Source organism: Methylobacterium sp. Leaf89 (genome assembly GCF_001422215.1).
Lineage (GTDB): Bacteria > Pseudomonadota > Alphaproteobacteria > Rhizobiales > Beijerinckiaceae > Methylobacterium.
Genome location: NZ_LMML01000028.1, coordinates 628559 through 653596 on the forward strand (window position 1 = coordinate 628559; position 25038 = coordinate 653596).

Sequence of the window (25038 nt, forward strand, 5' to 3'; positions counted from 1 at the left end):
TGCGGCAATCTTGCGGCGCCAGCCTGCTCGGCGGCGAGCAAATCCGATGCCGGGCGGGGCCCGGCTCGGACAGTATCAGGCAGGCATCGCAGCGACGGAGATCTGGGGCAGGGCGGAGCCGTTCATCTCGCCATAGTGCGAGGAGAAAGCGCCGGCATGCGGTAGCTTGATCACCGAGTTCGCGCCGGCGAGCAATCGCTCGTAGGCGGCAACGTACTTACGCACCATGCACTCGGCGGTGAAATTACCTTCGAAGTGCCTGCGCACGCCAGTACGGCTCATCGACTTCACTGCGTGGACCGCCGCCACCGCGTCATCCATCGAGTCGCACAGGACGCCAGAGACACCATCCGCGATCACCTCCGGCACGGAACCGTTCCGGAAAGCGATGACCGGCGTGCCGGCCGACATCGCCTCGATCATCACGAGGCCGAAGGGCTCCGGCCAGTCGATCGGGAAGGCAAGGGCGAGGGCGTTGCCGAGGAAGTCCTTCTTCTGCTCCTCGTTGATCTCGCCGATGAACTCGACGAGGGGATGGTGGATCATCGGCTCGATGACCTCGTCCCAATAATCTTGGTCGGCCTTGTCGACTTTTGCGGCGATTTTCAGCGGTATGCCGGAACGGATCGCCATCTCGATCGCACGGTCGGGACGCTTTTCCGGGGAGATGCGGCCGAGGAAGGCAAGGTAGCCGCCTTTCGACTCCGGATAGAACGGGCAGTTCTGGGCCGGAAGACCGTGGTGGATGGTCGAGAGCCAGTTGACGTTCTCGGGCATCGGGTCACGCTGATTGTCCGAGATCGACACCAAAGGCATACCCGTGAAGGTGCGGTAGACCGGCATGAAGTCCGGCACGTCGAGGCGCCCGTGCATCGTCGTGAGGCATTTGTGATTTAGATCTTCGAACATCGGATACTGAAGCAGATCGATGTGGAAGTGGAGAATATCGAACTCGTGCGCTCGCTTGTGCACGTGGTGCAACATGGCAAGGTGGCTCGCAGTGTGATCCCGATAGCCGAGGAGGCGCAGGCCCTCGGGCGTGCAGGCTGCGAGCTTGGCCGAGGTCTCCGAATCACCGCTAGCGAACAAGGTCACATCGTGGCCCTGGCGGACCAGTTCCTCGGTGATCCATGACACCACGCGCTCGGTACCACCATAGAACTTCGGGGGTACGGCCTCCGAAAGCGGAGCAATCTGGGCAATGCGCACGAAGCGTCTCCTATGAGGTCGAATGTTGCGCCGACCTAACGCGATCCGGCCTGAGTGGGACATGAACGAAACGGACGGCCAAGGTTATGGTTCCCGGCCCTTGAGCTACGCCAGAGCTCTCTGACAAACGGACTAAGATGTCCCCGCTATCCCCGCGTTCGATGCCGTCTGGCATGCCAGGCAAGTCCATGGCAGGAATTGTAGGAAACCGGCCGAACGACCCCCTGCGCGCATCGGTCGTGTTGTTCGGAACGGGGGAAGAACTACCTCAGGCGCATGACCGATTTTGTGCGACGCACGATGCCCTTGTTTCACTCCGGGGGGTCGTCTAAGCCTCGCGCCGGCGCAGTCTGGCATTGGAGCAATTCCATGCGGCCTAAGGCGTCGAAGGCGTCGCAATCGCCTGCCAATACGAGAGGTCCCGCATGTCCGGCCTGATGGCAGACTATCTGCCCCTCATCGTCTTTATCGGCGTCTCTGTGTTCATTGCTGCGGCCCTGCTGGTTGCGCCCTTCCTGGTCGCCTACAACAGCCCCGATCCGGAAAAGCTGTCGGCCTACGAGTGTGGCTTCAATGCTTTCGACGACGCGCGCATGAAGTTCGATGTTCGCTTCTACCTCGTCGCGATCCTCTTCATCATCTTCGACCTCGAGGTCGCGTTTCTGTTCCCGTGGGCAATCTCCTTCGGTGAGCTTGGATGGTTCGGCATGTGGTCGATGATGGCTTTCCTCGGCGTTCTGACCGTCGGCTTCGTCTACGAGTGGCGCAAAGGCGCCCTCGAATGGGACTAGTGTTCCCGAATCGCGCCGTCCACGAAGTCCGCCCATCCGAAGCCTGATCCCGAGAAACCGATGGCCTTCAGCCCCGACCTCTCCCGCGCCCCGGCGATCGCCCAGGCCCCCAAGGGCATCATCGATCCCAGCACGGGCCTTCCGATCGGCGCCAATGATCCGACCTTCCTGTCGATCAACGACGAACTCGCCGATCGCGGATTTCTCGTCACGTCCACGGATGATCTGATCAACTGGGCCCGCACCGGCTCGCTGATGTGGATGACCTTCGGCCTCGCCTGCTGCGCCGTTGAGATGATGCAGATGTCAATGCCGCGCTACGACTGCGAGCGCTTCGGATTTGCGCCACGCGGGAGCCCGCGTCAGTCCGATGTGATGATCGTCGCCGGCACGCTGACCAACAAGATGGCTCCGGCTTTGCGCAAGGTCTACGACCAGATGCCGGAGCCTCGCTACGTCATCTCGATGGGTTCCTGCGCCAACGGCGGAGGCTACTACCACTATTCCTACTCGGTGGTCCGCGGCTGCGACCGGGTGGTGCCGGTGGACATTTACGTCCCGGGCTGCCCGCCCACGGCCGAGGCGCTGCTGTATGGCGTGCTCCTGCTCCAGAAGAAGATCCGCCGCACTGGTACGATCGAGCGCTGAGGAAGGACGCCCGGCATGACCAATGGCATCAGCATCCTTGCCCATACCGCGCCGGAGTCCGGCGTCGGCGCCCTGCAGCGGATCAGCGACCATGTCGCCGGTGCGCTCGGGCCCGCGATCGTCTCCCGCACCATCGCCTTCGGCGAACTCACCCTCGTGGTGCAGGCCAGCGACATCGTCTACGCGCTGACCTACCTGCGCGACGACCCAGCCTGCGCCTTTCGCTGCTTCATCGACATCTGCGGCGCCGATTATCCAGCCCGGGAGAAGCGGTTCGACGTGGTCTATCACCTGCTCTCGCTGCGCCATAATTCCCGGATCCGCTTGAAGGTGCAGACCGACGACCAGACGCCGGTGCCCTCCGTAATCGAGGTCTTTCCGGCCGCGAACTGGTTCGAACGCGAGACCTACGACCTCTACGGCATCCTGTTCTCGGGCCACCCGGACCTGCGTCGGCTGCTCACTGATTACGGCTTCGAGGGGCACCCCCTGCGCAAGGACTTTCCGCTCACCGGCTTCGTCGAGGTCCGCTACGACCAGGACGAAGCGCGCGTGGTCTACGAGCCGGTCAAGCTCACCCAGGAATTCCGAAACTTCGACTTCCTTTCGCCGTGGGAGGGCACCGAGTACGTGCTCCCGGGCGATGAGAAGACGTCGGCTTGAGCAGCGAAGCGAGGCCATGACCGAGCACAACATCCGCAACTTCGCGATCAATTTTGGACCGCAGCATCCGGCGGCTCACGGCGTGTTGCGCCTCGTGCTGGAACTCGACGGGGAGATCGTCGAGCGGGTCGATCCCCACATCGGCCTGCTCCATCGTGGCACCGAAAAACTCATCGAGCACAAGACCTACCTCCAGGCGACGCCCTACTTCGACCGGCTCGACTATGTTTCGCCGATGAACCAGGAGCACGCCTTCTGCCTCGGCATCGAGAAGCTGCTCGGGCTCGAGGTGCCGCGGCGGGCGCAGCTGATCCGCACGCTGTTCTGCGAGATCGGGCGCATTCTCTCCCACCTTCTCAACGTCACCACGCAGGCCATGGATGTCGGCGCCCTGACGCCGCCGCTCTGGGGCTTCGAAGAGCGTGAGAAGCTGATGATCTTCTACGAGCGTGCATCGGGCGCTCGGCTCCACGCCAACTACTTCCGGCCCGGTGGCGTCCATCAGGACCTGCCGCCCGCACTGATCGACGACATCGAAGCGTTCATCGATCCGTTCCTGCAGGTTGTCGATGATCTCGACAACCTCGTCATGGGCAACCGCATCTTCAAGCAGCGCAACGTCGACATCGGCATCGTCACCGTGGACGAGGCGATGGCCTGGGGCTTCTCCGGCGTGATGGTCCGTGGTTCCGGCATCCCGTGGGACCTGCGCAAGTCGCAGCCCTACGAGGCCTACGAGGAGATGGAGTTCGACATCCCCGTGGGGAAGAACGGCGACACCTACGATCGCCAGGTCATCCGCATGGAAGAGATGCGCGAATCGGCGAAGATCATGAAGCAGTGCTGCATCAAGCTGCGCCAGCCGGCAGGCCAGGGGCCGATTTCAGCTACGGACGGCAAGATCGCTCCGCCGCCACGCCGCGAGATGAAGCGCTCGATGGAAGCGCTGATCCACCACTTCAAGCTCTACACCGAAGGCTTCCACGTGCCGGCCGGCGAGGTCTACGCCGCCGTCGAGGCACCCAAGGGCGAGTTCGGCGTCTATCTCGTCGCCGACGGCACCAACAAGCCCTACCGCTGCAAGATCCGCGCTCCGGGTTTCGCCCACCTTCAGGCGATGGACTGGATGTGCCGCGGCCACATGCTGGCCGACGTGTCCTGCGTGCTTGGCACGCTGGACATCGTGTTCGGCGAAGTGGACCGGTGAGGATCAAGGTTCGAAACTGATGGCCAACCGCAGACTCGCCTCCGCTGCCGAGCAGCCCGCCACCTTCACGTTCTCGTCCGAGAACGCCGATTGGGCGAAGGGCCAAATCGAGAAGTATCCTGAGGGCCGTCAGGCCTCGGCGGTGATCCCGCTGCTCTGGAAAGCGCAGGAGCAGAATGGCGGCTGGCTGCCGCAGAAGGCCATTGAGGCGGTGGCCGACGAACTTGGCATGCCGCATATCCGCGTGCTCGAAGTCGCGACCTTCTACACGATGTTCGCCTTGGAGCCGGTCGGCAAGTTCTGGATCCAGCTTTGCGGGACCGTGCCGTGTGATTCGTGTGGCGCGCGTGAGTTGAAGGACTACCTGCACCACCGTCTCGGAGCGCCCGGCCACGTGAGTGCTGACGGTAACTTCTCTTGGCTCGAGGTCGAGTGCCTGGGCGCCTGCTGCAATGCTCCGATGGCGCAGATCAATCAGGATTACTACGAGGACCTGACACCCGACCTCCTCGGCAAGCTGATGGACGACCTCGCCGCTGGCCGGCCGGTGAAGGTCGGCTCGCAAGTCGGACGGACCTCGTCCGAGCCGCTCGGGGGCGCCGATACACTCACCGATGCGAACCTGTTCGACGGATCGCGCGTCGGAACCTGGCGCAAGCGCTTCGAGCAGAAAGAGGCCGAAGGTGGCAGCGAGCGGGGCAAGGCCGAGGCGGCTTCGTCCGAACAGCGCGCCGCCGGCGACCCGAAGCCCGCCCGTCCCGATGCGGGTCGGGCCGTCGGGACGCCGGCGACCGACGGGCCTGCCCAGCGGGCTGCGGCCGGAGAGTCTCCCGTGAGGGCGAGCGATAAGATGGATGCCGCCGACGGGACGAACTCGACGGCGCAGCCAGCCTCGCCGACCGCGCCGGCTCCGGAGATGATCGCGAAGTCTGAAGCCGCAGGTGCGGAAGCCGGTACCCAGTCGAGCCTGCCGCGCAACGAGCCACCGCCCCAGCCAGCGGCCACGGGTGCCAGCGCGGACGTCAAAGACCCTCAGTCGGCCGGCACCGAGGCCTCATCGACGAAGGCTTCAACGACGAGGCCGGAGACACCCGGGTTTTCCGCCCCAAAGAAGGGGAACTGACATGCTCGCCGATCAGGATCGCATCTTCACGAACCTCTACGGCCTGCATTCTCCCGGGCTCGAGGCCGCCAAGCAGCGCGGCGCCTGGGATGGCACCAAATTCCTGCTGGAAATGGGCCGCGACTGGATCATCGACGAGATGAAGCAGTCGGGCCTGCGGGGCCGTGGCGGCGCTGGCTTTCCAACAGGCCTTAAGTGGTCATTCATGCCCAAGAAGTCCGACGGGCGTCCGCACTACCTCGTGGTCAATGCCGACGAGTCCGAGCCGGGCACCTGCAAGGACCGGGAGATCATGCGGCACGATCCGCATCTCCTGATCGAGGGCTGCATGCTGGCATCCTTCGCGATGGCCGCGCATGCCTGCTACATCTACATCCGCGGCGAGTACGTCGCCGAGAAGCATGCCCTCCAGCGGGCGGTGGACGAGGCTTACGAGGCCCGCCTCGTCGGCAAGGACAATGTCCACGGCTATCCCTTCGACATCTACGTCCACCATGGCGCCGGCGCCTATATCTGCGGCGAGGAAACGGCGCTGCTGGAGAGCCTCGAAGGCAAGAAGGGGATGCCGCGCCTGAAGCCTCCATTCCCCGCCAATATGGGTCTTTATGGTTGCCCCACGACGGTCAACAACGTCGAATCCATTGCGGTGGCGGGCACCATCCTGCGCCGCGGCGGCGCCTGGTTCGCCGGCCTCGGTGGCAAGAACAACACCGGCACCAAGCTGTTCTGCGTCTCGGGCCACGTCAACAAACCCTGCAACGTCGAGGAGGAACTCGGGATCACCTTCCGCGAACTCATCGACAAGCATTGCGGCGGCATGCGTGGCGGGTGGGACAACCTGCTCTGCTCGATTCCCGGCGGCTCCTCGGTGCCCCTGGTCCCGGCCGAGCAGATCATCGATGCCAAGATGGACTTCGACACGCTCAAGAACCTCGGCTCCGGCCTCGGCACGGCGGCGGTCATCGTGCTCGACAAGTCCACCGACATCGTCTCGGCGATCGCCCGCATCGCCTACTTCTACAAGCACGAGTCCTGCGGCCAGTGCACGCCCTGCCGCGAAGGCACGGGCTGGATGTGGCGCGTGATGCTGCGCATGGCGGAGGGCCGGGCCCAGCGCCGCGAGATCGACATGCTCCTCGACGTGACGAAGCAGATCGAGGGTCACACCATCTGCGCGCTCGGCGACGCGGCCGCCTGGCCGATCCAGGGTCTGATCCGGCACTTCCGTCCTGAGATCGAGAAGCGCATCGACCGCTACAGCGCCAACCCGCATTCCGATCCGGTGCCGATGGCGGCGGAGTGATCCGCCCCTCGCGCCGCCCTTAAGTTTCGAGACCGAGACCCACGCATGACCAAGATCGTCGTCGACGGCACCGAGGTCGATGTTCCGGCGGAGTACACGCTGCTCCAGGCCTGCGAGGCCGCAGGCGCGGAAATTCCGCGCTTCTGCTTCCACGAGCGGCTGTCCATCGCGGGCAATTGCCGGATGTGCCTCGTGGAGCTCAAGGGCGCTCCGAAGCCGGTGGCCTCCTGCGCCTATGCGGTGAAGGATTGCCGGCCCGGACCCAACGGCGAGCCGCCGGAGGTGCTGACGCGCTCGGGCCAGACGAAGAAGGCCCGCGAGGGGGTAATGGAGTTCCTCCTCATCAACCACCCGCTCGACTGCCCGATCTGCGACCAGGGAGGCCATTGCGACCTGCAGGACCAGGCAATGGCCTACGGCGTCGACTCGACCCGCTACGGGGAGAACAAGCGCGCCGTCGAGGAGAAGTACATCGGCCCGCTGGTGCGGACCGCCATGAACCGCTGCATCCACTGCACCCGCTGCGTCCGCTTCCTAGCGGAGGTCGCCGGCGTGCCGGATCTCGGCGCCATCGGGCGCGGCGAGGACATGGAGATCACGAGCTACCTCGAATCCGCCATGGGCTCGGAGCTTCAGGGCAACGTCGCCGACCTCTGCCCCGTGGGCGCCCTCGTCCACAAGCCGCAGAGCTACGAGGTGCGGCCGTGGGAGCTGTCGAAGACCGAATCCGTCGACGTGATGGACGCCGTCGGTTGCGCCATCCGGGTCGATGCCCGCGGGCGCGAGGTCATGCAGATCGAGCCGCGCGTGCACGAGGAAATCAACGAGGAGTGGATTTCCGACAAGACCCGCCACGCGGTGGATGGTCTGCGCACCCAGCGTCTCGACCGGCCCTACCTGCGGGAGAACGGCCGCCTGCGCCCTGCGTCCTGGGGTGAGGCGTTCGCCGCCATCGCGGCGAAGGTGAAGGGCACCGACCCCAAGCGCATCGGCGCGGTGGTGGGCGATCTCGCCGGCGTCGAGGAAATCTACGCGCTGAAGGCGCTGATGACCTCCCTCGGGGTGACGAGCCTCGACTGCCGACAGGCCGGCGAGGCGATCGATCCGGCTTGGGGCCGGGCCGCCTACACCCTCGGCACCGGCATCGCCGGGATCGAGGAGGCGGATGCGATTCTCCTCATCGGCACCAACCCGCGCCTGGAGGCCTCGCTCCTCAACGTGCGCATCCGCAAGCGCTGGCGCATGGGCCCCCTGGCGGTGGGCCTCATCGGCGAGCCCGTCGACCTCACCTATCCGCACACCTACCTGGGGGCCGGACCGGAGACCCTGGCCGATCTCGTCTCCGGCCGGCACAGCTTCGCCGAGGCGCTGAAGGCGGCGAGCCGGCCGCTCGTCATCGTAGGCACCGGCGCGCTGGCGCGGCCGGACGGCGCCGCGATCCTGGCCGCGGCGGCGAAGCTCGCGCGCGACATCGGCGCCGTGACGCCCGCGTGGAGCGGCTTCGGCGTGCTCCAGACCGCGGCGGCCCGGGTCGGCGCCCTCGATCTCGGCTTCGTGCCGGGGGGGGGCGGGTTCGACTTCGCCGGGATCGCGAACGGCGGTAATCTCGACGTGGTATACAATCTCGGTGCCGACGAGGTCGCGGTGGGACCGGGTGCGTTCGTGATCTACCAGGGCACGCACGGCGACCAGGGCGCCACGCGGGCCGACGTCATCCTGCCGGGAGCCGCCTATACCGAGAAGAGCGCGACCTACGTCAACCTCGAGGGCCGGGTCCAGACCACGAATCGCGCCGGCTTCCCGCCGGGGGATGCCCGCGAGGATTGGGCGATCCTGCGCGCCCTGTCCGACGTGCTGGGCAAGCGCCTGGCCTTCGATTCGCTGGGGGCCCTGCGCCGGGCGCTCTATGCCGAGCATCCGCATTTCGCGGCCCTCGACGCCATCGCCCCGAACGATGCGGTCGCCACCCTGGAGACCTTGTCGACCTTGGGCGGCGAGCCGACCCGCGCGGCCTTCGCGTCGGCGGTGCCGGACTTCTACCTCAGCAACGCGATCGCCCGCGCCTCGCGGGTGCTCGCCGAGTGTTCGAGCCTCGCCCGGGTGCGCGGCCTCGAAGCGGCCGAATAAGGATCTCCTGCGATGACCTTCTGGGAAATCCTCGGCACCGTCCTGCTGCTGGCGCTCAAGAGCTTCGTGCTCCTGGCGCTGCTGCTGGTCTTCATCGCCTATGCGCTTCTGGCCGACCGCAAGATCTGGGCGGCGGTGCAGCTCCGGCGCGGCCCGAACGTGGTCGGGCCCTGGGGCCTGTTCCAGTCCTTCGCCGATCTCCTGAAATTCGTCCTGAAGGAACCGGTCATCCCGGCCGGCGCCAACAAGGCGCTGTTCCTGCTGGCGCCCCTGGTCTTCGCCACCCTGGCGCTGGCCGCCTGGGCGGTGATTCCCCTGGCCGAGGGCTGGGCCATCGCCGACCTCAACGTCGGCATCACCTACATCTTCGCGATCTCGTCGCTGGGCGTCTACGGCGTCCTGATGGGCGGCTGGGCCTCGAACTCGAAATACGCCTTCCTGGGGGCGCTGCGCTCGGCGGCGCAGATGATCTCCTACGAGGTCTCCCTCGGCTTCGTCATCATCTGCGTCCTGCTCTGCGCGGGCTCCCTCAACCTCTCGCGCATCGTCATGGCGCAGGACACCAGCCTCGGCATCCTGGGCTGGTACTGGCTCTGGCTGTTCCCGATGTTCGTGGTGTTCTTCATCTCGGCCCTGGCCGAGACGAACCGCCCGCCCTTCGACCTGCCGGAGGCCGAATCGGAACTCGTGGCCGGCTACATGGTCGAGTATTCGTCGACGCCGTACCTGCTGTTCATGCTGGGCGAGTACGTGGCCATCATGACCATGTGCGCGCTGGGCACGGTGCTGTTCCTCGGGGGCTGGCTCTCCCCGATCCCGTTCGCACCCTTCACCTGGGTGCCGGGCCTGATCTGGTTCGCCCTCAAGGCCAGCTTCCTGTTCTTCATGATCGCCATGGTGAAGGCCATGGTGCCGCGCTACCGCTATGACCAGCTCATGCGCCTCGGCTGGAAGGTGTTCCTGCCGCTCTCGCTGGTCTCGGTCATCGTCGTCGCCTTTGTCCTCAAGCTCACCGGCCTCGCGCCGGGCGCCTGACAACCCCTCACGGAGATCCGAGCCATGAAGCTCGATCAGGTCGCTCAGGGTCTGCTGCTGAAGGAGTTCGCGTCCGGGTTCGTCCTGGCGATGAAGTACTTCTTCAAGCCGAAGGCCACGATCAACTACCCCTTCGAGATGGGCCATCGCGGCCCGCGCTTCCGGGGGGAGCACGCCCTGCGCCGATACCCCAACGGCGAGGAGCGCTGCATCGCCTGCAAGCTGTGCGAGGCGATCTGCCCCGCCCAGGCCATCACCATCGAGGCCGGCCCGCGCCGCAACGACGGCACCCGCCGCACGACCCGCTACGACCTCGACATGGTCAAGTGCATCTATTGCGGCATGTGCCAGGAGGCCTGCCCGGTGGACGCGATCGTGGAAGGGCCGAATCTCGAGTTCTCGGTCGAGACCCGCGAGGAGCTCCTCTACGACAAGGAGAAGCTCCTCCTGAACGGCGACCGCTGGGAGCGCGAGATCGCCCGCAACCTCGCGGTGGACGCGCCCTACCGCTGAGCGCGCGCTCCCGCCGGGCGGATCCTCTTGCCGGGCGCATCCTTCGCGCGGCCCGCGGACGAGACATCAGGGGCGATTCCGTTCCCACGGAGTCGGCCGGACCCCGCCGAGGCGGTTGTGCGCCGCAGGGGCGGGTTCTATAGACGGGCGGCCGGTGGGCCGTGGCACAATTTCGGCAGAAGGGGCCGTCCTCGGGACGGCTGATCTCTAGAATCGCATGAGTGCAGCCGCTGCCTTCTTCTACCTGTTCGCAGGTGTGACCATCGCCTCGGGCTTCATGGTGATCGCCTCGCGCAATCCCGTGGCCTCCGTGCTCTTCCTCATCCTGGCCTTCGTGAACGCCGCCGGGCTGTTCGTGATGATGGGCGCCGAGTTCCTGGCGATGATCCTGGTGGTCGTCTACGTCGGCGCGGTGGCGGTGCTGTTCCTGTTCGTCGTGATGATGCTCGACGTGGATTTCGCCCAGCTGCGCCAGGGCTTCCAGCAATACCTGCCCATCGGCGCGCTGATCGGCGCGGTCTTCCTGATCGAGCTGCTGCTCGTGGTGGGCTCCTGGACCATCGATCCGGGCCTCGTGCAGGCGCCCCTCGGTCCGGTCGCCAGCGCCGAGGCGGTGACCAACACCCAGGCACTGGGCCGGGTGCTCTACACGGACTACGTCTTCTTCTTCCAGCTCGCCGGCCTGATCCTGCTCGTCGCGATGATCGGCGCCATCGTGCTGACCCTGCGCGACCGACCGGGCGTCAAGCGCCAGAACATCGCCGTCCAGAACGCGCGCACGCAGACCATGGCGGTGGAAACCCGCAAGGTGCCCTCGCGCCAGGGCGTGGAAGTCTGATGGCCGGCGGACCTCGAACGGCAGAGACCGGGAGCCACATCCGATGATCGGCCTGAGCCATTACCTGACGGTCGCCGCGATCCTGTTCACGCTGGGTGTGCTCGGCATCTTCGTGAACCGCAAGAACGTCATCGTCATCCTGATGTCGGTCGAGCTGATCCTGCTGGCGGTGAACATCAATCTCGTCGCCTTCTCCACCCACCTCAACGACATCACCGGCCAGGTCTTCGCCCTGTTCGTGCTGACGGTCGCGGCGGCGGAGGCGGCCATCGGCCTCGCTATCCTCGTCGTGTTCTTCCGAAACCGCGGTTCGATCGCGGTGGAGGACGTCAACATGATGAAGGGCTGACGCGGGACCGCGACGCCACCCGATTCGACGCCCGGCAGCGCGGTGCGCGCGCCGCCGGGGCGGTGACACGAACCCCACAGGGCGCCGCTCGGGCTCCCCGCGCAGCGCGCGGGGACCGGGCGCACCCAGGAGGCCGGACAAGCCAGCGATGTATCACGCGATCGTCTTCCTCCCGCTCGTCGGCGCGCTGCTCGCCGGCCTGTTCGGCCGCCAGCTCGGCCCGAAGCTCAGCGAGGGCATCACCACCGGCCTCCTCGCCTTCTCGGCGCTGCTGTCCTGGGGCGCCTTCCTGGAGGTGCCGGGCACCGAGCACGCCACCCGCGTGCAGGTGGCCACCTGGTTCACCGCCGGCGACCTCGTGGTCGACTGGGCCTTCCGCATCGACACCCTGACGGTGATCATGCTGGTGGTGGTGACCTCGGTCTCGACCCTCGTGCACCTCTATTCCATCGGCTACATGGAGGAGGATCCGCACCGGCCGCGCTTCTTCGCCTACCTGTCGCTCTTCACCTTCGCCATGCTGATGCTGGTGACGGCCGACAACCTCGTGCAGATGTTCTTCGGCTGGGAGGGCGTCGGCCTCGCCTCCTACCTGCTGATCGGGTTCTGGTACGAGAAGCCTTCCGCCAACGCCGCGGCCATGAAGGCCTTCATCGTCAACCGCGTCGGCGATTTCGGGTTCTCGCTGGGCATCTTCCTCGTCTTCGTGCTGACGGGCTCGATCGCCTTCGACGGCATCTTCGCCCGCGCGCCCGAGATCAAGGACGCGACCTTCCACTTCCTGGGCTACGACTGGAACGCCCTGACCCTCGCTTGCCTGCTGCTGTTCATGGGCGCCATGGGCAAGTCGGCCCAGTTCCTGCTGCACACCTGGCTGCCGGACGCGATGGAGGGGCCGACCCCCGTCTCCGCGCTGATCCACGCCGCCACCATGGTGACGGCCGGTGTCTTCATGGTGGCGCGCCTGTCGCCGCTGTTCGAGCTCGCCCCCAACGCCCTCGTCGTGGTCACGGTCATCGGCGGCATCACGGCGTTCTTCGCGGCCACGATCGGCCTCGTGCAGAACGACATCAAGCGCGTGATCGCCTACTCGACCTGCTCGCAGCTGGGCTACATGTTCGTGGCGCTCGGCGTCGGCGCCTACTCGGCGGCCGTCTTCCACCTCTTCACCCACGCCTTCTTCAAGGCGCTGCTGTTCCTCGGGGCCGGCTCGGTCATCCACGCGATGCACCACGAGCAGGACATGCGGAACATGGGGAACCTGCGCCGCTACATCCCCTTCACCTCGGCGATGATGACCATCGGCACCCTGGCGCTGATCGGCTTCCCCTTCACCGCGGGTTACTATTCGAAGGACGCCATCATCGAGGCGGCCTACGCCTCGACGCGGCCCGGGCACACCCTGGCCTTCATCTGCACCGTCGTCGCCGCGCTGATGACCTCGTTCTATTCCTGGCGCCTGTTTTTCATGACCTTCGAGGGACCGGCCCGCTGGGCCGGCCACGGGGCGCACCATGACGACACCCACGCGGTGGCGCATGCCGCCGCCTCGACCCAGGCCGACGGCGCCCCGGGCCACCACGAGGGCGTCGCCCACGACGATCACGGCCACGACGTCGAGCCGGCCTCGCACAGCGCCATCGAGCACCACGACCATGCGCACACCCCGCATGAGAGCCCGCTGGTGATGACGATCCCGCTCGGCATCCTGGCCTTCGGCGCGCTCTTCGCCGGCCTGATCTTCAAGAACCGGTTCATCGGCGAGGGCATGGACTCGTTCTGGGGCCACGCCCTCGGCCACGGCCCCGACAACCACATCATGCACGACATCCATGCGGTGCCGGCGCTGGTGGCCTATTCGCCCTTCATCATGATGCTGATCGGCTTCGTGCTGGCCTACTGGATGTATATCCGCCGGCCGGAACTGCCGGGCCAACTCGCCGCCCAGCAGCCGAGCCTGTACCGGTTCCTCCTCAACAAATGGTACTTCGACGAGCTCTACGACCGGATCTTCGTCCGCCCGGCCAAGGACTTCGGCAAGTTCCTCTGGAAGGAGGCCGACGGCCGCGTCATCGACGGCATGGGCCCGGACGGCATCGCCACCCGCGTCCTCGACGTGACCCGCGGCGTGGTCCGCTTCCAGACCGGCTACGTCTACCACTACGCCTTCGTCATGCTCGTCGGCGTCGCCGCCCTCATCAGCTGGTACATGCTGACCGGCTTGCCCAAGGTCGCCCATTGATGGCCGCCGTCACGTATCGGAGCGCCCGCTCATGTTAGGCCTCGGAATCCTGTCCGGCCTGCTCATCGTGCCGCTCTGCGGCGCGGCCTTCATCCTCACCCTGGGCGAGGAGACGGAAGCCGCGAAGCGCAACGCCCGCTGGGCCGCACTCATCACCACGCTCGCCACCTTCCTGCTCTCGCTGGTGGCCTGGGGCCGCTACGACGCGACCACGGCGAACTTCCAGCTCGTCGAGACCCATGCCTGGCTGAGCGAGGCCACCCGGTTCAAGCTCGGCGTCGACGGCTTCTCGATGCCGCTGATCCTGTTGACCACCTTCCTGATGCCGTTCTGCATCGGCGCCTCGTGGCTCTCGGTGAACGTCCGGGTGAAGGAGTACTTCGTCGCCTTCCTCGTCCTCGAGACGACGATGATCGGCGTGTTCTGCGCCCTCGACCTGGTGCTGTTCTACCTGTTCTTCGAGGCCGGCCTGATCCCGATGTTCCTCATCATCGGCATCTGGGGCGGCAAGCGGCGCATCTACGCCAGCTTCAAGTTCTTCCTCTACACCCTGCTCGGCTCGGTGCTGATGCTGCTCGCCATCATGGCGATGTACTGGCACGCCGGCACCACCGATATCCCGACCCTGCTGCACACCCGCTTCCCCGTGGAACTGCAGACCTGGCTCTGGCTGGCTTTCTTCGCCTCCTTCGCGGTGAAGATGCCGATGTGGCCGGTCCATACCTGGCTGCCCGACGCGCACGTGGAGGCGCCCACCGCCGGCTCGGTGATCCTGGCGGGCATCCTCCTGAAGATGGGCGGCTACGGCTTCATCCGGATCTCGCTGCCGATGTTCCCGGACGCGAGCCACGCCTTCGCCCCGATGGTGTTCGCCCTCTCGGTGATCGCGATCATCTTCACCTCGCTGATCGCCCTGATGCAGACCGACATCAAGAAGCTCATCGCCTACTCCTCGGTGGCGCATATGGGCTTCGTGACGCTGGGTCTCTTTACGATGAACGAGCAGGGCATCCAGGGCGCGCTGTTCCTGATGATCTCGCACGGCATCGTGTCGGGCGCGCTCTTCCTCTGCGTCGGCGTGGTCTACGACCGGATGCACACCCGCGAGATCGCGGCCTATGGCGGCCTCGTGAAGCGGATGCCCCTCTACGCGGCGGCCATGATGGTCTTCACCATGGCCAATGTCGGCCTGCCCGGCACTTCCGGCTTCGTGGGCGAGTTCCTCGCCATGATGGGCGCCTTCCGGGCCAACCCGACGGTGGCGTTCTTCTCGGTCTTCGGCATCATCCTGTCGGCCGGCTACGCCCTCTGGCTCTATGCCCGCGTGATCTACGGCAAGCTCGAGAAGCCCAACCTGCAGGGCATCCTCGACCTGGACCTGCGCGAGAAGATCATCATCGCGCCGCTCGTCGCCCTGACGATCTATTACGGCGTCCACCCGGCCCCCGTGCTCGACACCTTCGCGCCCTCCACGGACGCGTTGATGCAGAGCATGCGGACCGCGCTCTCGAACACGCAGACCGCCGCGGCCACCCTGCCGCCCGCGTCGCGCTGAAGGCTTGACCCGATGAACGCCGCTCAGATCGTCCTGCCCGCGCTCGGGCCCGCCCTGCCGGAGCTGATCCTCAGCGTCGGCGTGCTGGTGCTGATCCTCTACGGTGCGTTCCGGGGCGAGCGCTCCGCCGAGGGCGTCAACGTCGGGGCCCTGATCCTGCTGGTGGTGGCGCTGTTCGCGGTCATGTCCCAGTCGGGCGCCAAGGTCACGACCCTGAACGGCTCCTTCATCGTCGACAACTTCTCCAAGGTGATGAAGGCCCTGATCCTGCTGGGCTCTGCGGCCACGATCCTGCTCTCGCGCGACTATTTCCAGCGGGAGCGCATCGACCGGTTCGAGTTCCCGATCCTGCTGATCCTCTGCACCATCGGCATGATGGTCATGGCCTCGGCCAACGACCTGATCGCGCTCTATCTCGGCCTGGAGCTGCAGTCGCTCGCCGCCTACGTCATCGCGGCCTTCCATCGCGACAACCTGAAGTCGACGGAAGCCGGGCTGAAGTACTTCGTCCTCGGCGCGCTCTCCTCGGGCATGCTGCTCTACGGCGCCTCCCTGGTCTACGGCTTCACCGGCACCGTCTCGTTCCCCGGCATCGTCGCGGCGCTGGACGGCACCGCGGGCTTCGGCATCGTGCTCGGCATCGTCTTCGTGGCGGCCGGCGTTGCCTTCAAGCTCGCGGCGGTGCCGTTCCACATGTGGACGCCCGACGTCTACGAGGGCTCGCCGACCCCCGTGACCGCCTTCTTCGCCTCGGCGCCCAAGATGGCCGCCATGGCGATGACGGTGCGCCTCTTCATCGGCGCCTTCCCGGACGTGACCGCGATCTGGCAGCAGATCATCGTCTTCGTGGCGATCGCCTCGATGGCGCTGGGCTCTTTCGCCGCCATCGGCCAGCGCTCCCTGAAGCGCCTGATGGCCTATTCCTCCATCGGCAATGTCGGCTACGCCCTGGTGGGCCTCGCCGCCGGCTCGCAGGAGGGCATCAGCGGCGTCGTCGTCTACATGATCATCTACCTGGCGATGACGCTGGGGGCCTTCGCGGTGCTGCTGTCGCTGCGCCGCGGCGGCCGGATGTTCGAATCCGTCGACGACCTCGCCGGGCTGTCGCGCACCCATCCGGTCATGGCCTTCTGCCTCGCCGCGATGATGTTCTCGCTGGCCGGCATCCCGCCGCTGGCCGGGTTCTTCGCCAAGTACTACGTCTTCCTCGCGGCCATCAAATCGGGCCTCGTCGCCCTGGCGATCATCGGCGTGGTCACCAGCGTGGTGGGCGCGTTCTACTACCTGCGCCTCGTCAAGGTGATGTATTTCGACGAGCCGGTCGCCGCCTACGAGCCGATGCCGCCGGGGGCCCGCATCGTCCTCGCCCTGGCGAGCCTGGTCGTGGTGCTGCTCGGGATCGTGCCGGGTCCCATCGTGGGCGCCGCGGGTGCGGCCGCCAAGTCGCTGTTCTAGGTCCTTGAGCGGCTACGTCCTCGGCACCCGGGCGCGGGGGGAGGGGCACCGCCTCCACGTCCACGAAAGCCTCGGCTCCACCAACACCGAGGCGCTGGCGCGCTTCCGCGACGGCGAGGCCGGGCCGCTCTGGGTGGTGGCGCGGCGGCAGGAGGCCGGACGGGGCCGGCGCGGCAACAGCTGGCTGTCCGAGCCCGGAAACCTGACCGCGAGCCTGCTCTGGCCCGTGGACGACGTGGAGCCCGGCTTGGTGCCGACCCTCGGCTTCGTCGCCGGCCTCGCCCTGGTCTCCGCCCTCGCGGCGGCCGGCGTCACCGGGTGCCGCCTGAAGTGGCCGAACGACGTCCTGGCCTCGGGCGCCAAGCTGGCGGGGCTCCTGCTGGAGGCCGAGAGCCGGCCCGGCGGGCGCCGCGCGGTGGTGATGGGCTTCGGTGTCAATGTCGCTGCGACGCCGCAGGGCTTGCCTTATCGCGCCACGTGCCTCAGGCAGATGCAGTACGACACGCGCGCCGAGGATCTGTTCGTCCACCTGACGGATGGAATCGTCGACGCCGCGCGGCTTTGGGCGTGTGGCCACGGATTCGCGAGGATCCGCGAGCGCTGGATCGCGGACGCGGCCGGAATCGGCGCGCCGGTTTCGGTGCGCATGGGCGACACGTCCGTACAAGGAATTTTCGAGACGATCGACGAGGCAGGGCGGCTCGTGGTCCGATCGGAGGATGGGACGCGACGGACCGTGACGGCGGGCGAGGTGCATCTGGGAACGGCCGCGACGGCGGCTTGAGGTTTGGACGGACAATGACGACAGGGCAAGACGAACTCGTCTTCGTGCCGCTCGGCGGCGTGGGCGAGATCGGCATGAACGCGGCGCTCTACGGCTTCGGCCCCCCGAAGCGGCGCAAATGGATCATGGTCGATTGCGGCATGGGCTTCGCCGGCGAGGAGGGATTCCCCGGCATCGACCTGATGTTCCCGGACCTCAGCTTCATCGAGGAGCGCAAGGACGACCTCCTCGCCATCTTCATCACCCACGCGCACGAGGACCATATCGGCGCGATCGGTGAGCTGTGGCCCAAGCTCAAGGCGCCCGTCTACGCGACGCGCTTCGCCAAGAACCTTCTGGAGGCCCGGCGCCTCAGCGAGCCGGGCGCGCCCAAGGTGATCCTCAAGGAGATCCAGGCCGGCCGACGGGTGCAGGTCGGTCCGTTCGAGATCGAGTACGTGCCGGTCTCGCACTCGATCCCCGAGTCGAACGCGGTCGCCATCCGGACGCCGCACGGCCTCCTGCTCCACACCGGTGACTGGAAGCTCGATCCGACCCCGATCCTCGGCGACGTGACCTCGGAGACCGCCTTCCGGGCGCTCGGCGACGAGGGCATCCTGGCGATGATCAGCGATTCGACCAACGTCGTGCGCGAGGGGCGTTCCCCGAGCGAGGCGGAGGTCGCCGCCACCCTGCGCGAGCTCATCGCCGACGCCCCCCACCGGGTCGCGGTGACGACCTTCGCCTCCAACGTCGCCCGCATGCGGGCCGTGGCCGAGGCCGCCCAGGCCTGCGGCCGCGAGGTCGTCGCGGTCGGCCGCGCCATGGACCGGGTCATCGCGGTCGCCCGCGAGTGCGGCTTCCTCGACGGGCTGCCCGAGTTCCGGTCGTCGGACAGCTACGGCTACCTGCCGCGCGACAAGGTCGTGGCCCTGCTCACCGGCTCGCAGGGTGAGGAGCGGGCCGCGCTCGCCCGCGTCTCGCGCGACGACCATCCGGACATCACCCTCGCCGCCGGCGACCGCGTCATCTTCTCCTCGCGGGCGATCCCCGGCAACGAGCGGGCGGTGGGCGCGATCATCAACGACCTCGTCAATGCCGGCATCGAGGTGGTCACCGACCGCACCAAGCTCGTCCACGTCTCGGGCCACCCCCGGCGCGACGAGATGGCGGAGATGTATGCCTGGACCCGGCCGCAGACCGCGATCCCGGTCCATGGCGAGGCCCTGCACCTCGACGAGCACGCCCGCTTCGCCCGGGACCAGGGCGTTCCGAACATCGTCAAGGCCCGCAACGGCAGCGTCGTGCGCCTCGCGCCCGGCACGCCGGAGATCGTCGACCACGTCAAGGCCGGGCGCCTGTTCAAGGACGGCAACGTCCTGATCGACGCCAAGGACCGGGCCATCCCCGAGCGCCGCAAGCTCTCGCAGGCCGGCCTCGTCTCGGTGGCCATCGCCATCGACGTCCAGGGCGAGATCCTGGGCGAGCCCGCGATCGACATCATCGGCCTGCCCAATCGCGGCCGGACCGGCCAGGCGATGCTCGACGTCGTCGTGGAGTGCGTGTCGCGCACGCTCTCGGGGCTGTCGAAGCCCAAGCGCAAGGACGCCGAGGGCGTCGAGAAGGCCGTCGACCGCGCGATCCGCTCCGCGGTGAACGAGGTCTGGGGCAAGAAGCCCGCCTGCCACGTGCAGGTGGTCGAGGTATAATGGGCGAACCCTCCCCCCCCTCTGCGGGGGAGGGGTGTCGCCGATGCGGGTGGGTTGCGCGGGACGTCGGCGCGCAGCACACCGTCATCCCGGGGCCGCGCAGCGGAGCCCGGGATCCAGAACCATAGGTTTCGTCGCGTCCGGCACCGTCGGCGGCTCTGGATTCCCGGGCTCGCCTGCGGCGCCCCGGAATGACGCCGCGGTGCCATCGATATCGCCCGCTTCGACGGGGGAGGGGTGGCGGTCGGGATTGAGGGAAGGAAGGGGAGGACACCATGATCGGACGCCTGAACCATGTCGCCATCGCGGTCCGCGATCTCGACGCTGCCTGCGCCATCTACCGGGACACCCTCGGGGCCACCGTGACGGAGCCGCTGCCGCAGCCCGAGCACGGCGTCACCGTGGTGTTCGTCAACCTGCCCAACAGCAAGGTCGAGCTGATGGCGCCGCTGGGCGCGGGCTCGCCCATCGAGAGCTTCGTCGAGCGCAACCCCAACGGCGGCGTCCATCACGTCTGCTACGAGGTCGACGACATCATCGCCGCCCGCGACAAGCTCAAGGCCCAGGGCGCGCGCGTCCTCGGCACCGGCGAGCCGAAGATCGGCGCCCACGGCAAGCCCGTTCTCTTCCTCCACCCGAAGGACTTCCTCGGCACCCTCGTCGAGCTGGAACAGGTCTGAGCCGGATGGGCGCCGTCCTCCAGGCCCTGGCAGCTTCCACCCTGCGCACCGTCGGCGTGATGGTGGTGGTGCTCGCCGGGGTGGTCGCCCTCGCGGTGGGCCTGTTCAAGCTCTCGGTATTCGGCGCGCTCGCCCTCTACTTCGTGGTCTGGTGGACCCTGCTCTTCGTCATCCTGCCCCTGCGCAACCAAGTGGAGACCGACCCGGAGCGGATCGTGCCCGGCCAGGATCCCGGGGCGCCCGCCGTCCCGCGCCTGCGCGAGAAGGCGATCCTGACCTCGCTCCTGGCGAGCGTCGTCTTCCTGGTGGCGATCCAGGTCTTCGAGCTGGCCGGCCTCTGAGGGGGTTCGGCGTGGTCCGGTCGAACCGGACGTGAGCCCGCGCACGGATGTAAGGTCACGCCGCCGTCGTCTTCCAGACCGGGCGCGTCGCTGCCCCCGCGAAGAACGGACGTCGCGCACGCGGGACATCGAACCACGGCCGCAGTGACAGCACCGCGTCATTCCGGGGCGCCGCAGGCGAGCCCGGAATCCAGAACCGCCGACGGTGCAAGGTCTTGCGCCACCTGTGTTTCTGGATCCCGGGTTCCGCTGCGCGGCCCCGGGATGACGGCGCGTCGGCGTGAGACGTCGGTCGGACCGCGACGCAGTGGCGACAGCCTCGCGCAAGCGTCGAGACATAAAAAAAGCAAGGCCTAAGCCTTGCTTTTATGAAGATGGTCGTTTGCTCAGCCTCGATTGTCTCACGCATTGCTGACGGCGTGGCGGCTGAAATTCCTCCCGAGACTCGGACCGTGTGGCGCCACTGCTTGGGCGGCGCATCCATCACGGACGCGCTTATAGGAACAACAATTCTCATTGTCACCTGCTTCGTGAGACATTCCTGCGCTTTTCTACCGGAATGGGAGGCGGCGCTTGCGGGCGGAGCCTGGCTCGCGGGCAACGTTCGGCCGGACCACCCTGCCTCCTGAGGGCGAAACGCCACGCGGCGGACCCGTGTCACCCCTCCGCGCTTGTGTTTTCCCGATGCAATGTGTTGTGTGCCCCGGCGTACCGCCGACCCGCTGGCACGCTGTTTCCAGGGCCTTTCATGCGTCTCTCCCGCTACTTCCTGCCGACCTTGCGCGAGACGCCCAAGGAGGCCGAGATCGTCTCCCACCGCCTCATGCTGCGCGCCGGGCTCGTGCGCCAGGAGGCCGCCGGCATCTATGCCTGGCTGCCGCTGGGCCTGCGCGTCCTGAACAGGGTCTGCGCGGTGATCCGCGAGGAGCAGGACCGGGCGGGCGCCATCGAGATCCTGATGCCGGCGATCCAGTCGGCCGAGCTCTGGCGGGAATCCGGCCGCTACGAGGCCTACGGCAAGGAGATGCTCCGCATCTCCGACCGCCACGACCGCGAGATGCTGTTCGGCCCCACCGCCGAAGAGGTCGTCACCGAGATCTTCCGCGGCAGCGTGCGCTCCTACAAGGACCTTCCGAAGAACCTCTACCAGATCTCCTGGAAGTTCCGCGACGAGGTCCGGCCGCGCTTCGGCACCATGCGCTCGCGCGAGTTCCTCATGAAGGACGCCTATTCCTTCGACATCGACCAGGCCGCCGCCCGCCACGCCTACAACCGGATGTTCGTGGCCTACCTGCGCACCTTCGCGGGCCTCGGCCTGAAGGCGATCCCGATGCGGGCCGACACGGGTCCGATCGGCGGCGACCTCAGCCACGAGTTCATCATCCTGGCCCAGACCGGCGAGAGCGAGGTCTACTGCGACAGCCAGTACCTGGATTTCGAGGTCCCGCCGGTGACCACCGACTTCGAGGACGTCGCCGCGCTCCAGGGCACCGTCGACCGCTGGACCTCGCTCTACGCCGCCACCTCCGAGATGCACGAGCCGGCGGCCTTCGCCGAGGTGCAGGCCGACAAGCAGATGGCCGCGCGCGGCATCGAAGTCGGGCACATCTTCTACTTCGGCACCAAGTATTCCGAGCCCATGGGCGCCAAGGTCACCGGTCCCGACGGCGTCGAGCGCCCGGTCCACATGGGCTCCTACGGGATCGGCCCGAGCCGCCTCGTGGCGGCGATCATCGAGGCTTCCCACGACGAAGCCGGGATCATCTGGCCCGACGCGGTGGCGCCCTTCGACGTGGCGCTGATCAACCTCAAGACGGGCGATGCCGCCACCGACGCCGCCTGCGGCGAGATCCAGGCCACCCTCGAGGCGGCCGGCCTCAGCGTGCTCTACGACGACCGCGACGAGCGCCCGGGCGCCAAGTTCGCCACGGCCGACCTCATCGGCCTGCCCTGGCAGGTCATCGTCGGCCCCCGCGGCCTCGCGGAGGGCAAGGTGGAGCTGAAGCGTCGGGCCGGCGGCGAGCGCGAAAGCATCGCCCCGATCGATCTGCTCGCCCGCCTGAAGCGGCTCTGAGGCACCCCATGGCGGCGACCCTCACGGACAGGCTTGCGGGCCTTCGCGCCCGGTTCCGGCGCGGGAGCACGCCCCCCTTCGCCGGGTTCGAGTGGATCATCGCCGGGCGCTACCTGCGGGCCCGGCGCCGGGGCGGCGGCGTCTCCGTGGTGGCGTTCTTCTCGCTCCTCGGCATCGCCCTGGGCGTCGCCACGCTGATCATCGTGCTCTCGGTGATGAACGGCTTCCGCACCGAGCTCCTGTCGAAGATCGTCGGCATCAACGGCCACGTCTTCGTCGCCCCGATCGACAAGCTCTTCACCGACTATGCCGACCTGTCCGAGCGCCTGTCGAAGGTCGCCGGGGTGCGGGCGGCGATCCCCCTGGTGGAGGGGCAGGCCTTCGCCTCTTCGCCCTATGGCGGCGCCGGCAGCGGCGTGCTGGTCCGCGGCATCCGGGGCGAGGACCTCGACAAGATCGGCGCCATCGCGAGCAACATCAAGGGCGGCAGCCTGGAGGGCTTCGACGACGGGTCGGGCGTCGCCATCGGCCGGCGCCTGGCCGAATCCCTCGGCGTCCAGGCCGGCGACCAGATCAACCTGCTGACGCCGAAGGGCGCCTCGACGCCGTTCGGCACGGCGCCGCGCACCAAGGGCTACACCATCAAGGCGATCTTCGAGATCGGCATGACCGAGTTCGACTCGACCTTCGTGTTCATGCCCCTGACGGAGTCCCAGGCCTTCTTCAACCGGGACGCCGATGTCAGCCTGATCGAGATCTACCTCGACAATGCCGAGGCGGTGGGCACGATGCGGCCCGACCTCGAGATGGCGGCCGAGCGCCCGGTGCTCCTCACCGACTGGCGCCAGCGCAACCGGACCTTCTTCGGCGCCCTGGAGGTGGAGCGGAACGTGATGTTCCTGATCCTCAGCCTGATCGTCGTGGTCGCGACCCTGAACATCATTTCGGGGCTGATCCTGCTCGTGCGCGACAAGTCCAGCGACATCGCCATCCTGCGCACCATGGGGGCGACCCCCGGCACCATCATGCGGGTGTTCCTCATCAACGGCGCGCTGATCGGCGTGGTGGGGACCCTGAGCGGGCTGGCCCTCGGCATCCTGATCACGATGAACATCAAGGGGATCCAGCGGGTGCTGTTCCCTTCCGCCTGGGACCCCACGGTGCGCTTCCTGGCCGAGATCCCGGCCGAGATGAACGCCAACGAGATCACCGTGGTGGTCGTCACCTCCATCGCCCTGTCGCTGATCGCGACGCTGTATCCCTCGTGGCGCGCCGCCCGGCTCGATCCGGTGCAGGCCCTGCGCTACGGTTGAGGCCCGAGCATCCATGACCACGACAGCCGAGGCGCCCGGCGCGCAGCCGGTCCCGGCCCTGTTCTTCGCCAAGGTGGAGCGGCGCTACGCCCAAGGGGCCGGCGCCCTCGAGATCCTGCGCCAGGCGGATTTCGCGATCTGGCCGGGCGAGCTCGTCGCCCTGGTGGCGCCCTCGGGGGCCGGCAAGAGCACGCTGCTGCACCTCGCCGGCCTGCTGGAGCGCCCCGACGGCGGCGAGATCTACATCGGCGGCCGTCCGACCGCCGCGATGGTGGATTCCGAGCGCACCCGCCTGCGGCGCGAGGAGATGGGCTTCGTCTACCAGTTCCACCACCTCTTGCCGGAATTCTCGGCCCTGGAGAACGTGGTGATGCCGCAGCTGATCCGCGGGCTCTCGCAGCGCGAGGCGCGGGCGCGGGCGGACGAACTCCTGAGCTTCCTCGGCCTCAAGGAGCGCCTCCAGCACCGGCCGGCCGAACTCTCGGGCGGCGAGCAGCAGCGCGTCGCCATCGCCCGCGCGGTCGCCAACGGCCCGCGCCTGCTCCTGGCCGACGAGCCCACCGGCAACCTCGATCCGCACACCGCCGCCCACGTCTTCGGCATCCTGGTGGCGCTGGTGCGCGCCTCCGGCCTCGCCGCGCTGATCGCCACCCACAACATGGATCTCGCCGCCCGCATGGACCGGCGCGTGACGATCCGGGACGGGCTGATCGAGCAGCTGCCCTGAGGGCCGGGCACGGGTATCAATGGCGGCGGATCGCTGGGCCGCGGAGGTCCGACGCCTTCGCGTGAGCACGCGGAGCCGATCCGCGACCGATGGCCAAGGCGACGGGATTTACCGGGCCGTAACCACGATGCGGTGCGCCGACGAGTTTTGCTTTACATAGAACAAAACAGGAACAAAACTCGGGGCGTCAACGAAAGGCGAGGCCCATGTTCAAGCGGATGATCCTGACGGGTGCGGTCGAGTTCATGGCCTTCGGGCTCCTGGCGATGTCCATCGCCGCCTGGGCTGTCGCACTGGCGCCCTTGCGTTAGCGTTGCGGCGGGGTCACAGGGGTCGCGCGGTCCACAGGGAAACGCGTCCGGGCCCCGAATTC

22 protein-coding genes are annotated in these 25038 nt (G+C 67.4%); 21 read left to right on the plus strand and 1 reads right to left on the minus strand.

Going from position 1 to position 25038, the window contains the following annotated elements; genetic code table 11:
- Positions 1-75: 75 nt before the first annotated feature.
- Entirely contained in the window at positions 76-1209 is a 1134-nt protein-coding gene (locus ASF18_RS14170; protein WP_056214584.1) for a glycosyltransferase family 4 protein, read from the minus strand.
- Positions 1210-1634: 425 nt separating this feature from the next.
- Between ASF18_RS14170 and ASF18_RS14175 the strand changes: the two genes are divergently transcribed.
- The 21 genes from ASF18_RS14175 (at position 1635) to ASF18_RS14275 (ending at position 24665) form a co-directional block, all read left to right on the plus strand.
- On the plus strand, positions 1635-2000 hold the full coding sequence (locus ASF18_RS14175; RefSeq protein WP_055948771.1) for an NADH-quinone oxidoreductase subunit A: 366 nt from the start codon (positions 1635-1637) through the stop codon (positions 1998-2000).
- A gap of 60 nt (positions 2001-2060) precedes the next feature.
- Positions 2061-2648 (plus strand): NADH-quinone oxidoreductase subunit B, encoded by a 588-nt coding sequence (locus ASF18_RS14180; RefSeq protein ID WP_056214588.1) that lies wholly within the window; start codon positions 2061-2063, stop codon positions 2646-2648.
- Between the two features lie 15 nt (positions 2649-2663).
- Positions 2664-3311: an NADH-quinone oxidoreductase subunit C gene (locus ASF18_RS14185; RefSeq protein WP_056352426.1), complete on the plus strand. Its 648-nt coding sequence runs from the start codon at positions 2664-2666 to the stop codon at positions 3309-3311.
- Between the two features lie 16 nt (positions 3312-3327).
- The gene (locus ASF18_RS14190; RefSeq protein ID WP_056352428.1) at positions 3328-4518 is read left to right on the plus strand and encodes an NADH-quinone oxidoreductase subunit D; all 1191 of its coding nucleotides are present in this window, start codon (positions 3328-3330) and stop codon (positions 4516-4518) included.
- Between the two features lie 19 nt (positions 4519-4537).
- Positions 4538-5641: an NADH-quinone oxidoreductase subunit NuoE gene (nuoE, locus tag ASF18_RS14195; RefSeq protein ID WP_056352430.1), complete on the plus strand. Its 1104-nt coding sequence runs from the start codon at positions 4538-4540 to the stop codon at positions 5639-5641.
- 1 nt (position 5642) lies between these two features.
- Positions 5643-6944 carry an NADH-quinone oxidoreductase subunit NuoF gene (gene nuoF / locus ASF18_RS14200; protein ID WP_056275233.1) on the plus strand — a complete coding sequence of 434 codons (1302 nt, stop codon included), beginning with the start codon at positions 5643-5645 and terminating at the stop codon, positions 6942-6944.
- 45 nt (positions 6945-6989) lie between these two features.
- Positions 6990-9071 (plus strand): NADH-quinone oxidoreductase subunit NuoG, encoded by a 2082-nt coding sequence (gene nuoG, locus ASF18_RS14205; RefSeq protein WP_056352432.1) that lies wholly within the window; start codon positions 6990-6992, stop codon positions 9069-9071.
- A gap of 12 nt (positions 9072-9083) precedes the next feature.
- Positions 9084-10106, plus strand: coding sequence for an NADH-quinone oxidoreductase subunit NuoH (gene nuoH / locus ASF18_RS14210; RefSeq protein WP_056214611.1), 1023 nt, complete (start codon positions 9084-9086; stop codon positions 10104-10106).
- Between the two features lie 24 nt (positions 10107-10130).
- Positions 10131-10619 carry an NADH-quinone oxidoreductase subunit NuoI gene (nuoI, locus tag ASF18_RS14215; RefSeq protein WP_056275243.1) on the plus strand — a complete coding sequence of 163 codons (489 nt, stop codon included), beginning with the start codon at positions 10131-10133 and terminating at the stop codon, positions 10617-10619.
- A 217-nt stretch (positions 10620-10836) separates the two neighbouring features.
- Positions 10837-11457, plus strand: coding sequence for an NADH-quinone oxidoreductase subunit J (locus ASF18_RS14220; RefSeq protein WP_056214617.1), 621 nt, complete (start codon positions 10837-10839; stop codon positions 11455-11457).
- Positions 11458-11500: 43 nt separating this feature from the next.
- Entirely contained in the window at positions 11501-11806 is a 306-nt protein-coding gene (gene nuoK, locus ASF18_RS14225) for an NADH-quinone oxidoreductase subunit NuoK (protein ID WP_055947368.1), read from the plus strand.
- Between the two features lie 148 nt (positions 11807-11954).
- Complete coding sequence (gene nuoL, locus ASF18_RS14230; RefSeq protein ID WP_056352434.1) at positions 11955-14048, plus strand: NADH-quinone oxidoreductase subunit L; 2094 nt, start codon at positions 11955-11957, stop codon at positions 14046-14048.
- 31 nt (positions 14049-14079) lie between these two features.
- A complete protein-coding gene (locus ASF18_RS14235; RefSeq protein ID WP_056214623.1) occupies positions 14080-15603 on the plus strand; it encodes an NADH-quinone oxidoreductase subunit M in 1524 nt (507 codons plus the stop codon).
- Between the two features lie 12 nt (positions 15604-15615).
- Positions 15616-17058, plus strand: a complete 1443-nt coding sequence (gene nuoN / locus ASF18_RS14240; RefSeq protein ID WP_056214627.1) for an NADH-quinone oxidoreductase subunit NuoN — start codon at positions 15616-15618, stop codon at positions 17056-17058.
- 4 nt (positions 17059-17062) lie between these two features.
- Positions 17063-17842: a biotin--[acetyl-CoA-carboxylase] ligase gene (locus ASF18_RS14245; protein WP_056352436.1), complete on the plus strand. Its 780-nt coding sequence runs from the start codon at positions 17063-17065 to the stop codon at positions 17840-17842.
- A 14-nt stretch (positions 17843-17856) separates the two neighbouring features.
- Positions 17857-19530, plus strand: coding sequence for a ribonuclease J (locus tag ASF18_RS14250; protein ID WP_056214634.1), 1674 nt, complete (start codon positions 17857-17859; stop codon positions 19528-19530).
- A 275-nt stretch (positions 19531-19805) separates the two neighbouring features.
- Complete coding sequence (gene mce / locus ASF18_RS14255) at positions 19806-20210, plus strand: methylmalonyl-CoA epimerase (protein WP_056214637.1); 405 nt, start codon at positions 19806-19808, stop codon at positions 20208-20210.
- The gene (locus tag ASF18_RS14260) at positions 20207-20551 is read left to right on the plus strand and encodes a DUF1467 family protein (protein ID WP_056214639.1); all 345 of its coding nucleotides are present in this window, start codon (positions 20207-20209) and stop codon (positions 20549-20551) included. Before mce ends, ASF18_RS14260 begins: the two co-directional genes overlap by 4 nt.
- A gap of 748 nt (positions 20552-21299) precedes the next feature.
- On the plus strand, positions 21300-22625 hold the full coding sequence (gene proS, locus ASF18_RS14265) for a proline--tRNA ligase (protein WP_056214644.1): 1326 nt from the start codon (positions 21300-21302) through the stop codon (positions 22623-22625).
- Positions 22626-22633: 8 nt separating this feature from the next.
- Positions 22634-23938, plus strand: coding sequence for a lipoprotein-releasing ABC transporter permease subunit (locus ASF18_RS14270; RefSeq protein WP_056214648.1), 1305 nt, complete (start codon positions 22634-22636; stop codon positions 23936-23938).
- 13 nt (positions 23939-23951) lie between these two features.
- Complete coding sequence (locus ASF18_RS14275) at positions 23952-24665, plus strand: ABC transporter ATP-binding protein (protein ID WP_056352471.1); 714 nt, start codon at positions 23952-23954, stop codon at positions 24663-24665.
- The last annotated feature ends 373 nt before the right edge of the window (positions 24666-25038 follow it).